Source organism: Pantoea allii, assembly GCF_002307475.1.
Classification (GTDB): Bacteria; Pseudomonadota; Gammaproteobacteria; order Enterobacterales; family Enterobacteriaceae; genus Pantoea; species Pantoea allii.
This window is the reverse complement of the sequence record NZ_NTMH01000014.1, coordinates 38,998-51,827: the sequence shown is the minus strand read 5'-3', so window position 1 is coordinate 51,827 and position 12,830 is coordinate 38,998. Positions and strand designations below refer to the sequence as shown.

At 55.0% G+C, this 12,830-nt stretch carries 10 protein-coding genes; 5 read left to right on the top strand and 5 right to left on the bottom strand.

Annotated features, from left to right (window positions below):
- Positions 1–183: 183 nt before the first annotated feature.
- The 4 genes from CMR03_RS05430 to CMR03_RS05415 all read right to left on the bottom strand — a co-directional run bounded on the left by CMR03_RS05430 (position 184) and on the right by CMR03_RS05415 (position 4,171).
- Positions 184–537, bottom strand: coding sequence for a type II toxin-antitoxin system MqsA family antitoxin (locus CMR03_RS05430; RefSeq protein ID WP_063879931.1), 354 nt, complete (start codon positions 535–537; stop codon positions 184–186).
- Positions 527–919, bottom strand: a complete 393-nt coding sequence (locus CMR03_RS05425; RefSeq protein WP_096011019.1) for a type II toxin-antitoxin system RelE/ParE family toxin — start codon at positions 917–919, stop codon at positions 527–529. The genes CMR03_RS05430 and CMR03_RS05425 overlap by 11 nt, the downstream gene beginning before the upstream one ends.
- 323 nt (positions 920–1,242) lie before the next feature.
- Entirely contained in the window at positions 1,243–2,190 is a 948-nt protein-coding gene (locus CMR03_RS05420) for a sulfonate ABC transporter substrate-binding protein (RefSeq protein WP_096011018.1), read from the bottom strand.
- Between the two features lie 94 nt (positions 2,191–2,284).
- On the bottom strand, positions 2,285–4,171 hold the full coding sequence (locus CMR03_RS05415) for a sigma-54-dependent Fis family transcriptional regulator (protein WP_096011017.1): 1,887 nt from the start codon (positions 4,169–4,171) through the stop codon (positions 2,285–2,287).
- Between the two features lie 274 nt (positions 4,172–4,445).
- Here CMR03_RS05415 and ssuD point away from each other — a divergent pair, with 274 nt between their 5' ends.
- The 5 genes from ssuD to CMR03_RS05390 all read left to right on the top strand — a co-directional run bounded on the left by ssuD (position 4,446) and on the right by CMR03_RS05390 (position 11,430).
- Entirely contained in the window at positions 4,446–5,618 is a 1,173-nt protein-coding gene (gene ssuD / locus CMR03_RS05410) for an FMNH2-dependent alkanesulfonate monooxygenase (protein ID WP_096011016.1), read from the top strand.
- A gap of 15 nt (positions 5,619–5,633) precedes the next feature.
- Positions 5,634–7,046: an FAD/NAD(P)-binding protein gene (locus CMR03_RS05405; protein WP_096011015.1), complete on the top strand. Its 1,413-nt coding sequence runs from the start codon at positions 5,634–5,636 to the stop codon at positions 7,044–7,046.
- A 71-nt stretch (positions 7,047–7,117) separates the two neighbouring features.
- Complete coding sequence (locus tag CMR03_RS05400) at positions 7,118–8,527, top strand: LLM class flavin-dependent oxidoreductase (RefSeq protein WP_096011014.1); 1,410 nt, start codon at positions 7,118–7,120, stop codon at positions 8,525–8,527.
- A gap of 244 nt (positions 8,528–8,771) precedes the next feature.
- Complete coding sequence (locus CMR03_RS05395) at positions 8,772–10,235, top strand: MFS transporter (RefSeq protein ID WP_096011013.1); 1,464 nt, start codon at positions 8,772–8,774, stop codon at positions 10,233–10,235.
- Entirely contained in the window at positions 10,228–11,430 is a 1,203-nt protein-coding gene (locus CMR03_RS05390; RefSeq protein ID WP_096011012.1) for an acyl-CoA dehydrogenase family protein, read from the top strand. The genes CMR03_RS05395 and CMR03_RS05390 overlap by 8 nt, the downstream gene beginning before the upstream one ends.
- A 67-nt stretch (positions 11,431–11,497) precedes the next feature.
- Here the strand turns inward: CMR03_RS05390 and phoH are convergent, their stop codons facing one another.
- The gene (phoH, locus tag CMR03_RS05385; RefSeq protein WP_096011011.1) at positions 11,498–12,286 is read right to left on the bottom strand and encodes a phosphate starvation-inducible protein PhoH; all 789 of its coding nucleotides are present in this window, start codon (positions 12,284–12,286) and stop codon (positions 11,498–11,500) included.
- Between the last annotated feature and the right edge of the window lie 544 nt (positions 12,287–12,830).

Below are 12,830 nucleotides of genomic sequence, written 5' to 3'. Positions count from 1 at the left end.
GACCGGGGTTCGACAAAACGGCCCGCCGTTTTGCATGGCCGCAAGGCCACCCGCAGGGCGAGCGCAGCGAGTGAATCCCCCTCTCACCGCCACATTTAAAGAAGAGTCCAGACTAACCTCTGGACTTTTTTTTTGCATATTCTCCGCTGAGGGGGATGAGAAGCCCCGACCGGGGTTCGGCGTCTACATACCTTGATGCTTAGAGGTAAAGAGCTCAGGGCCGTTATCGCGAAGAAGTTGCAGCATCCGCATCACCGGTGGGCTCGGTGTGATTTCACCTCGCTCCCATTTCGATACGCTATCGACCGTCATGCCAAATGAGAGCGCCACAAGCGATTGCGACATTCCCCAACGCATGCGCACGTCTTTAATTTCAGTTGCCGTCATGGGCTTTACTGCTGCAATACGCGCGCGGAGTTCACGATTTTTTGCGCGCTTTGCTATGGACTCCACTTCTTCATCCGTTGCCAGTCCTAACGCGTGAAACGCTTTCGCATCTTCAAGTAGTTCGCTCAATTCGGCGGGTTCAGTTTTCATTACATTTAACCTCTCTGACCATTCCGCTTCTGACGAGCAGGCTCATCACTTCACTGTTTGCACGGAAAAACATTCTTGCCACATCCCTGTAGGTATCCAGCTGATCTTCATCGATTTCCCTGGCGTATTTCCTCGACAAGTTTTTAACCCATCCATCGTAATAAACCAGGTTGGTGCCTTGTCTGAAGAAGATGACCGTTCGCGCGCCGCCACGCTTGCCCTGGCGAAGAGCAAGGCGCTTTTTAATAACGCCCCCGCCTAAGTCAGCCTCAAACACGCCAATAATAACGTCACCTGCTGCGTAACACAGGACGCTGTCTGTCAGACGCGTTTTTTTAAACACTCTGTCAAAACGTTTATGAACATAAAGCGTAAAACCCATGAAAAGTCCCTTTTCGTTATGGCGAGAATTATAGTAATGATTACTACACTTCACAAGCCTGAGGCTCCTGGTCTTACGTCCAAATGGGTCTGAAGCTATTCGTAAAAAAGCAAGAAATCCAATCGGTGCGCATCGCCATTACCGCTGGCCATGAATAACACCCGCCCACACTATCAGCGATTCAGATTCCCCACTCACCTGTTCACGCCTTGCCTACGAGAAGTGCGAGCCGCTCCCCAAAAAATTACGCGCTACGAAATGTATCCCCCACCAATACAAAAGGCCTACCGGTCTACCCGGCAGGCCCTTAACACATCCATCCCTTATTTTTTATCCAGTGACCATGTCGCGCTGCTGACATCCACCTTCACCGGCAATAATCCAATCTGCGTAAATTTATCCGCCAGTGTCTGCTGCTCTTTAAAGACATCCGGCGTCATTCGCTCGGCCCCTAAAGGCATTCTTGCCAGCGCGCGCTGCCAGACAAGTTCGGGCAGGCCCGTCGAGCCAGACAGAATTTTAGCGGCTTCGCCCTGATTTTTATTGGCCCAGCTGCTCAGCTTTTCAAGTTCTGAAAGAACCTGTTTTGCGGTGTCGGGATGACCGTCAGCAAATTTGCGACTGGCCAGATAAAAAGTGTAGTGCGGCACCAGGCCTTCGGCATTTTTGAGCAGCAGCGCTCCAGCATTGGTTTCCACTTCCGCCAGGTAAGGGTCCCAGATGACCCATGCATCCACGGCGCCACGCTGGAATGCGGCTCGCGCATCAGCCGGAGGAAGATAAACCGGCGTGATGTCTTTGTAGCTCAGCCCCGCCTGCTCCAGGGCTGATACCAGCAAATAGTTCACATCCGATCCCTTGTTCAGGGCGACGCGCTTGCCTTTTAAATCCTTGACACTTTTTATCGTCGAATCCGCGGGCACCACAATGGCTTCGGTTTGTGGATTCGCCGGTGAGTGACCCAGATAAACCAGGTCAGCCTGTGCGGCCTGCGCAAAGGTTGGCGGCGCGTCACCGGTTGCGGCCAGATCGATACTGCCAATGTTGAGCCCTTCCAGCATTTGCGGGCCTGCCGGAAACTCCACCCAGTGCACCGCAATCCCCTGCTTTTTGAATTCGCTGTCCAGCGTGCCACGGTATTTGAGTAAGGCAAAAATATTGGCCTTCTGAAAACCGATATTCACCACGTTGAGCTTTTCTTCTGCCTGTGCCGTCACGATAGTGCCAATGTGCGCGACCGCAAGCAGCGCGCTAAATAAGATTTTTTTCATGTCTCTTTCCTGAGTGGTGTTGTCATCCGCGCAACATAACAAATCAGGCGCAAACGGCTTAATGCGTAAAACGTCTATCTTTAGTCATAAAACGTCATTGCGGCCATACCCTGTCACGCACGTTAATCGCTCGGGGAAACAGGCCGAGCGCATAAAAGCGATCGGCGATTCTCTGCTGCTCACGAATGATCGCCAGGTTCATTGACTGTGTTTGATGGCTTCGCCGGGCTAAGGCACGACGCAGCGCGCTATCGGACATGCCCAGCTCTCCGGCCAGCAGCCCGGCGGCCTCTTGCGGGTACGCATCAATATAGCGTCCTGTCTGCTCCAGGGCGGTCATCAATATCTGCAGCAGGTCTGGCGAATGGTTCGCGAAGTGATGGTCCGCAAGGTAGAACTGATGGTTATTCACTCGCCCGACACCGTCGGCAATGACCCGAAGCTGATCCCCGCTTTCCGCCTCGCTCAGTAAAGGGTCCCACATCATCCATGCATCAACGGCATTCAGATCGCTGGGCGTTAACGGATATTTAGGCGGTGCATAAACAATCCGCACGTCCTCCGGCGTCAACCCTGCCTCATCCAGGATTTGCAGTAGCAGAAAATGGACGTTGGAACCTTTATTCACCGCAATACGTCTGCCCTTTAAATCGGCAATCTGGTTTATTGGGCTGTGCTTTGCCACCAGCAGCGCCACGCTTTGCGGCGCGGGCGGTTCCCAGGCAACATAGACCAGTGCGCAGTGGCTGGCCTGGGCAAACAAAGGCGGTACTTCACCCGTGGTGCCAAAATCTATTTCCCGGTGGCTCAGCGCGTGTAACAACTGAGGCCCGGCGGGAAACTCGCTCCACAGGACACTGACGTTTTGCCCGGCCAGCTGCTGTTCAAGTTGCTGGCGCGCTTTGAGGATGCCAAGGTTGCCGAACTTTTGATAACCGATGCGCAACTCGCGCTCCTGCGCGACGGCCGTTGAAGCAGTGAGGGGGCTTGACATCAGGCTACGGCGCGGCTTGATGATGCCGAAATGGCCAAGGTGGGTACGCAGGCTGTTACGGCTGATTCCCAGCAGCGCCGCGGCCTGTAACTGGTTGCCCTGGCTCAGTTCATAGGCATTTCTGACCAGCGCCTCGATGACGCGGGGATAAAGTGGCGACTCGCTGCACTGGATCTGCTGGCGAATAAACGCATCAAGCGCATCCTGCTTTTGTACCTGTCCCGCGCCCGTCACCGTGCCCAGCCGTAGCTGCTGGGGTTCTATCTGCGGTGTTTCGCAGAGCAACACCGCGTTGTGCAATGTATTTTCCAGCTCCCGGATGTTCCCCGGCCAGGAATAGGCTTTGAGTGTTTCCATCGCCTCGTCGCTCAGACGCAACTGCGGTCGCCCCAGTCGGCGCGCATACCGTTGCAGAAAATAGTCTGCCAGAACCGGGATATCCTCAGACCGCTGGCGCAGCGGGGGCAAGGCAACGCTGGCGACGTTAAGCCGGTAGTAGAGATCTTCGCGAAACCGCCGCTCGGCTATCGCCGTTGTCAGATCGCGGTTCGTCGCGGCAATAACCCGGACATCAACCTTCACAGCCTGAGAAGATCCCACGCGGGTAATTTCCCTTTCCTGTAGCACGCGAAGCAGCTTGACCTGAAGGGGCAGACTGAGTTCGCCGATTTCATCCAGCAGTAACGTTCCGCCCTGCGCGGCCTCAAACCAGCCACGATGGCGATCGCCCGCCCCGGTAAACGCCCCCTTTTCATGACCAAAGAGTTCAGACTCGGCCAGGCTCTCCGTCAGCGCACCGCAGTTAACCGCCATAAAGGGCGCATGACGACGCTGGCTGTGATGATGCAGATAGCGCGCCATCACCTCTTTGCCGGTACCCGTTTCACCGATGATCAAGACGGTGGCGTCCGTGGGTGCCAGCTGATCCAGAATATGCCTGAACGCCAGGGAAGCGGGGTCAATTAAATCGGGGCCAGCGTGCTGCATAGCGCATTCCTGCAGAGTGAGTGAACGCTAAACATATCCCTTGTTGCGGTCAGAAACGAGCCGGTGCCGGTCGTGAATTGCTGCAAACGCAACAACAGCTGTCACACATTGCTGCATTTGCAGCAGTCATTACCACACCGATGAAAATCCATCTCATTGATATTAATAGATAAAAAATACAACACCGGTTGGCACGCATTCTGCTTAAGGCTATATAACCGAAAATGATTTTTCTAATTACCAATTTCAAATATCGTTATAAAGGAATCTGCTAATGCGTGATGCCGCTGAAAAAAACATTAACCTTTTTTGGTTCTTACCGACCCATGGCGACGGGCGTTATCTGGGGACTACCCAGGGCGGCAGAGCGGTAGATCTGCCCTATCTGCAACAGGTCGCCCTTGCCGCCGATAATCTGGGATTTTACGGCGTACTGATTCCGACCGGGAAAAGCTGTGAGGACGCCTGGCTGGTTGCCTCGGCGCTGACTCCGATAACCAAACAGCTTCGTTATCTGGTGGCCGTCCGACCGGGTTTACAGCCACCGAGCCTGGCCGCGCGCATGGCTGCAACGCTGGATCGTCTGTCTGAAGGACGTTTACTTATTAATGTGGTGACGGGCGGTGACCCGGTTGAAAACAAAGGCGACGGCATTTTTCTCAGCCACGCTGAACGTTATCAGGTCACTCGTGAGTTTCTTGATGTCTATTCTCGCCTGCTTAAAGGGGAAAAGGTGGATTATCACGGGGAACATATTCACGTTGAAGGCGCTGAGATCCTCTTTCCCCCAGTTCAGGCCGAAGGCCCGCCCCTTTATTTTGGCGGCTCCTCAGATGAAGCCGTTGAGGTTGCAGCCAGCCAGGTTGATACCTATTTGACATGGGGCGAGCCGGTAGACCAGGTTGCCGCTAAACTGGAAGGGGTGCGCAAGCGTGCCGAGGAACGTGGCCGGACGCTCTCCTACGGCATTCGTCTGCACGTGATCGTGCGGGAAACCGAGGAAGAGGCCTGGGCCGCAGCCGATAAGTTGATCGCGCACCTGGATGAAGAAACCATTGCCGCAGCACAGAAAATCTTTGCCCGCATGGACTCGACCGGTCAGGCCCGCATGAGCGCCCTGCACGGCGGTTCACGTGATGGACTGCGCATCGGGCCTAACTTATGGGCTGGCGTCGGCCTGGTGCGGGGCGGCGCAGGCACTGCGCTGGTGGGTAATCCGCAACAGGTGGCGGAACGGATACGGGAATATCAGGCGCTGGGCATTGATAACTTTATTCTGTCCGGTTATCCGCATCTTGAAGAAGCACATCGGGTTGCCGATTTACTGATGCCGCTGCTGCCGCTTTCCACCCATGCCGATAAAAAGCAGCGCAGTGTGAATACCGGTCCTTTCGGCGAAACCATCGGGGGCGATCGTCGTCCCGAAAAACAGGCCAGTGCGAGCTAATCAGAGAGGCAGTGTATGTCCGAGCAGCATATTGTCATCGTTGGTGGCGGATTCAGTGGAACGGCGCTGGCCGTTCATTTGGGTCGTCTCGGCAGTTCAGGATTGCGCGTGACGGTTATCGAACCCCGGGCGCAGCTGGCTCAGGGCGTTGCCTACTCGACAACCGATCCGGCCCATCGCATTAATGTGCCCGCCTCGCGTATGCAATTAGCCGGTGATGAAGAAGGCAGTTTTGACCGCTGGTTCCGTGCTTCCAGTGCGTTTATCCGTGATTCGGCTGCACACTGGCATGACGGCAATGTCTATCCTCAACGCAGGCAGTTTGCACACTGGGTGAATCAGCAGTTTGAGGCGGTAAAGGCGCATTCCCCGGTCGGGCTGGTACATGTGCAGGACCGCGCCGTAGCCTTGCGGCAAGGCACGGTCAGCACCGCATCCGGCAAGCGTATTCAGGCGGATATCGTGGTGCTGGCGATCAGTCATCCCGCGCCCCAGCTTCCCGCAGCCTTAACACCGCTGGCAAATCATCCAGGGCTTATCGCCAATCCCTGGCGGCATCAAGCCCTGTCACAGATTGCGCCTGACGACCGTGTCGCGATTGTCGGGTCGGGCTTAACCATGTCCGACATGGTTGCTACGCTTGAACGGCAGGGACATCGTGGCCCTGTCACCGTCTTTTCCCGGCGCGGGCAGCTTCCCCGGCCCAATCTGAGCGAGGCGAACCTCAGTTGGCAGTTTGATGGTGATCTTACCGTCCCCTTGAGCACCCGCACCTGGCTGCGGCGAATAAGGCAGGACATCCGCCAGGCCGAAGCAAAATCGATTCCCTGGCAGGTGGTGTTTGATGAGGTCAGGCGCAATGGCCAGGCGATTTGGCAGCGCCTGCCGTTGGGTGAACAACGCCGCTTTCTGCGGCATCTGCGGCCATGGTGGGACGTACACCGCTATCGCATCGCGCCTCAGGTCGGACAGGTCTTAGAGGACAGACAACGCCGTGGTGAATTATGTGTGCTCGCCGCGCGGCTGACAGTAGCTGAAGCCCTACCGTCCGCCATTCAGCTTACTCTGCAACCCCGTTCTGGCAATGCAGTGATGCTGGAGGTTGAGCGGGTCATCGTGACCACTGGCCCTGCACATGGTGCTTTAACCGAGCGCGATGCGCTGTTAAAACAGCTTTCCGACGACGGCGTTATCCAGCCCGATCCGCTGGCGCTGGGAATACATGTCAATGCGCAGTCACAAACGCTCAACCTTCAGGGCCAGCCTAACCCCCATCTTTACGTGGTCGGCCCCGCGGCGCGCGGGCGTTTTGGCGAACTGATGGGCCTGCCCCAGGTTGCCACACATGCTGAATCCGTCGCCCGCCAGTTGCTGAACCTCACCGCCGAAACGCTAAATGAGCGATGTCCCCTTTCGCTGACTGACTAACTCACCCCTTTTCTTCACCATCCCAATAACGTGGGCGGCCTGACAGTGCCGCATCCGCTCAGGAGTTTGCTATGCCTAAACAACGTGAAATTCGCTTAAATGCGTTTGATATGAACTGTGTTGGTCATCAGTCCCCTGGCCTGTGGGCGCATCCCCGCGACCGCTCATGGCAATACAAAGATCTGGAGTACTGGACGGACTTAGCGGCGCTGCTGGAACGCGGTAAATTCGATGGCCTGTTTATCGCCGACGTACTGGGTATTTATGATGTGTTCAACGGCAATAATGATGCGGCCATTCGCAGTGCGGCCCAGGTGCCGGTGAATGATCCTCTGGCCCTGATTACGCCAATGGCGATGGTCACAAAACACCTCGGTTTTGGCCTGACCGCATCGCTCTCTTTTGAGCACCCCTATCCGTTTGCCCGGCGCATGTCGACGCTGGACCATCTGACCAAAGGTCGGGTCGGCTGGAATATCGTCACCTCCTACCTGGAAAGCGGCGCCCGCAATCTGGGTCAGGCCACGCAAACCAGCCACGATGCCCGCTATGACTACGCCGACGAATATCTGCAGGTGGTTTACAAACTGCTGGAAGGCAGTTGGGAGGATGATGCCGTCATACGCGATCGCCAGCGCCATATTTTCAGCGATCCCAGTAAGGTGCATCCCATCAATCACCAGGGAACCTTTTTCCAGGTGCCTGGCATTCATCTGTGTGAACCTTCGCCGCAGCGCACGCCAGTGCTTTATCAGGCGGGTGCATCCAGCCGCGGTAAAGCCTTCGCCGCGCAGCACGCCGAATGTGTGTTTGTCGCCGCGCCGTCTAAAGTGCTGTTAAAGAAAACGGTGGCCGATATTCGACGTCGTGCAGAGGAAGCCGGTCGCGATCCACGCAGTATTTTGATTTTCAATATGCAAACGGTGATTGTGGGGGAAACCGACAACATCGCCCGGGCTAAATGGCAGGATTACAAACGCTATGTCAGCCATGAAGGGGCACTGGCGCTGATCTCCGGCTGGACCGGCATCGATTTCAGTCAGTACCAACCCGATCAGGTGTTTAAGCATCTGCATACCGATGCGATTCAGTCCGTTGTGGAGAGCTTTTCCACTGCCGATCCGCAACGGGAATGGACCGTACAAAATATGGCCGAATGGGTCGGCATCGGCGGCTTTGGGCCTCTGCTGGTCGGCAGCACTGAAACCGTTGCCGATGAATTACAAAGCTGGGTAGAGGAAACCGATGTTGATGGCTTTAATCTGGCCTATGCCGTTACGCATGAAACCTTTGCAGATGTCGTCGATTTGCTGGTGCCGGAACTGCAAAAACGGGGCGTTTATAAACAGGATTATCAACCTGGTACGCTGAGAGAGAAGCTCTTTGGCCAGGGCGCGCGCCTTGAGCATCCGCACCCGGGCGCTGGCTATCGACGCACCACGTCGGAATCGGGTCTGATTGTCCCGGCGGAGGCATCATGATGAGGTTTGTCCCACCGCCTGAGGTCTGTCCATCTGGCCTGTCAGCCCCTGGTCAGGCCTGAATTATTCCCTCTGAGGCTCTCTTTTCACCGGATGCGCGATAACGCTTCCGGTGTTTCTCATGCCAAAAATAAATTAAATAACTTATTGAATTTAAAATAATAGTTATGACTTTTTGTTGTTTGTTTACGGCTCAATTCCTTCATATAAAGGCATTACCTGTACAGACAATAACGAGGACAACATGAGCACACTGAATATTGATGAGGCGGCGGCGATCCCCGCCTCGCCTCACTCCACGCCTATTCGCTCCGTCAGTGATGTCGCGAAACTGATTAATACCCAAAGTGAGAAAACCAGCTATGCACGCTGGATAGTGTTTCTGGCGCTGGGCGGTGTATTTCTGGATGCCTACGATCTGACGACCCTGTCTTACGGCATTGATGATGTGGTGAAAGCGTTTAGCTTAACGCCCACGTTAACCGGATTAGTCACGTCATCCATTATGATTGGCACGATTTTGGGCAATCTGATCGGTGGATGGCTGACCGATAAATATGGTCGCTATTCCGTGTTTATGGCTGACATGCTTTTCTTTGTGGTGTCCGCCATTGCAGCCGGTCTGGCACCTAACGTCTGGGTACTGATTGGCGCGCGCTTTCTGATGGGCATTGGTGTGGGCATTGATTTGCCTGTGGCGATGGCTTATCTGGCTGAATTCTCGAAATTCTCCGGCAAAGGCAATAAAGCGTCCCGCCTGGCAGCCTGGTGCCCGATGTGGTACGCCGCCTCCTCGGTGTGCTTTCTGATTATCTTCGCCCTTTATTTTCTGTTACCGGCGCAGCACCTTGACTGGTTATGGCGTGCCTCGCTGTTGTTTGGTGCCGTGCCTGCTCTGCTTATCATTGCCGTACGCAGTAAGTTTATGAACGAATCCCCACTGTGGGCGGCGAACCAGGGTGATTTAAGCGGTGCAGTGCGTATCCTGCGCGATTCGTACGGCATCCGCGCGCATGAAGACACCAGTATTCCTGCGGCAACAAAACCGGCCGCACCGGCGGTCAGTTTTCGCGTGTTATTCCAGAAACCTTACCGGGAGCGCACCGTGGTGGCAGCGGTGATGAACGCCTGTATTTCGTTTGAATACACCGCGATTGCCTTTTTTCTGCCCTCCATTCTGGCGCAGTTTCTGGGGGCGGGCATCTTCGAAACCATTTCCGCCTCGCTGGGACTCAACGCGCTGTTTGCCTTTACCGGCGGCCTGCTTGGCATGCGTTTGGCCTGGAAATTTCCGTCACGCCATGTCGCCATTGCCGGATTTGCCCTGCAGTTTATTGCCCTCACCTCACTGGCTTTGATTGGCCATCCCGATGCGACAACCGGCGTGGTGTTTGCCATTTTGATGCTGGGACTGTGGTTGTTTGCTGAGGGCTTTGGACCGGGCGCGCAGTTAATGATCTATCCCGCACTTTCCTATCCCACACATATTCGTGCCACTGGCGTCGGTTTTAGTCGTTCCATCTCGGGCATCGGAAGCGCCCTGGCGCTGTTCATCCTGCCCATCCTGCAGGCGGCTTATGGCACCAACATGTTCTGGATTGTTTCACTGGCCGCCATTATTCCCATCATTTTCTTGTTAGTGGTCCGTTTTGAGCCGACTCGCCACGATATTGATGACCCGTCAACACACGGAGAACACCATGTCTGAACCTGATTACACCTTACTGGCCGCACGTTTTCGCCCCCTTTTCGCCCGTATCGCCGAAGGCGCTGTCGAGCGTGAACGTGACCGTACGCTGCTGCATGAGCCTTTGCGCTGGCTGAAGGCGGCGGGCTTTGGCACGCTGCGTATTCCTCAGGCACACGGCGGTTTTGGCGCGTCCCTGCCTCAGTTGTTCCGCTTACTGACCGAACTGGCCGAGGCCGATTCGAACCTGCCGCAGGCGCTGCGTGCCCATATGGCCTTTGTCGAGGATCGCCTTAATCAACCCGACAGTGACGATCGCCAACGCTGGTTTCGTCGTTTTATCGACGGCGATATCGTTGGCAGCGGCTGGAGTGAAACAGGCAGCGTCAAGTTGGGAGACGTCAACACCCGCGTGTCTCCTACCGACAAAGGCTGGCAGCTCAATGGTGAGAAGTTTTACAGCACCGGCTCGTTGTATGCCGACTGGATCGATGTTTACGCTAAGCGCACTGACAATCAGCGTGATGTGATTGCGGTAGTCAGTACACATCAGGATGCGGTGGCGCGGGACGATGACTGGGACGGATTTGGCCAACGCCTGACGGGTAGCGGTACGACGCGCTTTCGCGAGGCCTGGGTTGAGCCTGCGCACGTCTATGATTTCAGTGAGCGCTTTCGCTATCAAACCGCCTTCTATCAGCATGTTTTACTGGCGACGCTGGCTGGTATTGGGCGGGCCATTGTTCGCGATGTGTCACAGGGCGTGGCAAGCAGAAAGCGAATCTACAGCCACGGTAATGCCCGACAGGTTAGCCAGGATGTGCAGGTTTTACAGGTCGTGGGGCAGATAAGCAGTTGGGTGTGGGCAACTGATGCCGCCGTGCAGCAGGCAACGCATGCGCTACAGCTGGCTTTTGATGCGCACATTCAGGGACGGGACGAAAAACAGATTCATGCGGCCAACGTGCAGGCCGAAGTGGAGGCGGCTAAGGCTCAGGTGGTGGCCGTTGACTGGATTACGCGCGCAGCAAGCGAGCTGTTTAACGCCCTTGGCGCATCAGATACGCGCGTCAGTAAAGCCCTGGATCGGCACTGGCGCAATGCCCGTACTATTGGTTCGCATAATCCGGTGATCTACAAGAGCCGCAACGTGGGTGACTGGGAGGTAAACCAACGTGATCCGACCTTTATCTGGCAGATTGGTGGCGGCGAATAACGCGCCGGGCGAATATAAAAAACCCGGCCGAAGCCGGGTTTTGGTCGCTACATGGCTCAATCGAACGCTAGCTGTAAGCATGCAAAGTGCGCTGACACAGCGCGGAACGCACGCAATCCCCTTTGCCGAAACGGACAATGCCCACCATCTCGTCCTCTTCGAAACGCGCCAGCGCGTCTGCGAGACCAGAAGGCACCCCAGCGGGCAAATCGCACTGGGTTATATCGCCGTTAACAATCACCGTGACATTTTCGCCAAGGCGGGTCAGAAACATTTTCATCTGCGCAGCTGTCACGTTCTGCGCTTCATCCAGAATCACAACCGCATTTTCAAAAGTACGACCACGCATATAAGCAAAGGGAGCGATTTCGACTTTGCCGATTTCGGGCCGCAGACAATATTGCATAAAGGATGCGCCAAGACGTTTAACCAGAATGTCGTAAACCGGGCGGAAATAAGGGGCGAACTTTTCTGAGATATCCCCGGGAAGGAATCCCAGATCTTCATCCGCCTGCAGCACCGGGCGCGTAACGATAATCCTGTCGATATCCTTATGAATCAGGGCCTCTGCCGCTTTCGCAGCACTAATCCAGGTTTTGCCGCAGCCCGCTTCACCGGTGGCGAAGATAAGCTGTTTTGATTCTATGGCGTTAAGATAGTGCGCCTGAGCTTCATTTCGGGCTTCAATCGGTGCCCGGTCACGCACATCGCGCGCCATGCCAATCGAGTCCAACCCACCCATTTGCACCAGCGAAGTGACCGATTCTTCTTCACGCTGACGATGACTGCGGGAGTCATTACGAAGCACTCGTCTTGCTTCTCGACGCGCTTTGATCACTGCTTTCTGTCTTCCCATAGTGGCACCTTACAGTTGGTTTCATTTCCCGCTCAGGCAACAAGCCCGATGCGATTACGTGAACGCTTTAGAGGTTTCAGTTGGCTTCCTTTAGAGCCGTGACAGGCCATGACGATTGATATCCGGCAGCAAAACAGCCTTGCCGTTTACCGGTAAAAAAGGAATGAGGTTGAAGAGAGAAAACACGTTGAGGTGTAAAAGCGATTGAGGAAGAAACGTCCTCACGGGAAAGTGCGATATTGTTTACTGCTGTACGGCTGTAAAAACATCTATCCATGCGCGAACTCCAGTGTGAGACATCAACACGCCCGATTACGCTTTCATAGTAAAGTGAACCATCTTATTGGTATTTTGCAACAGTATTTTCACTTTAATGAAAAATAAATATTCAACCGACCGTTAACACTGACCTTACTTAAATTAAATTACGCTTGTATTACAGCGTGTTAGTTTATTTTTCGTCAGGTGAACAAACGTTAAAAACGGAGCGCTAAAAAAACAGGCAGGAGAGAAAAACGGCCACGCGAGGAGACGGCATCCTGTG

Bases quoted from the DNA above. Each gene is read 5' to 3' on its own strand.
- CMR03_RS05415 (WP_096011017.1), bottom strand. From the start codon at position 4,171: ATGCAGCACGCTGGCCCCGATTTAATTGACCCCGCTTCCCTGGCGTTC.
- CMR03_RS05420 (WP_096011018.1), bottom strand. From the start codon at position 2,190: ATGAAAAAAATCTTATTTAGCGCGCTGCTTGCGGTCGCGCACATTGGC.
- CMR03_RS05430 (WP_063879931.1), bottom strand. From the start codon at position 537: ATGAAAACTGAACCCGCCGAATTGAGCGAACTACTTGAAGATGCGAAA.
- phoH (WP_096011011.1), bottom strand. From the start codon at position 12,286: ATGGGAAGACAGAAAGCAGTGATCAAAGCGCGTCGAGAAGCAAGACGA.
- CMR03_RS05400 (WP_096011014.1), top strand. From the start codon at position 7,118: ATGCCTAAACAACGTGAAATTCGCTTAAATGCGTTTGATATGAACTGT.
- ssuD (WP_096011016.1), top strand. From the start codon at position 4,446: ATGCGTGATGCCGCTGAAAAAAACATTAACCTTTTTTGGTTCTTACCG.
- CMR03_RS05390 (WP_096011012.1), top strand. From the start codon at position 10,228: ATGTCTGAACCTGATTACACCTTACTGGCCGCACGTTTTCGCCCCCTT.
- CMR03_RS05405 (WP_096011015.1), top strand. From the start codon at position 5,634: ATGTCCGAGCAGCATATTGTCATCGTTGGTGGCGGATTCAGTGGAACG.
- CMR03_RS05425 (WP_096011019.1), bottom strand. From the start codon at position 919: ATGGGTTTTACGCTTTATGTTCATAAACGTTTTGACAGAGTGTTTAAA.
- CMR03_RS05395 (WP_096011013.1), top strand. From the start codon at position 8,772: ATGAGCACACTGAATATTGATGAGGCGGCGGCGATCCCCGCCTCGCCT.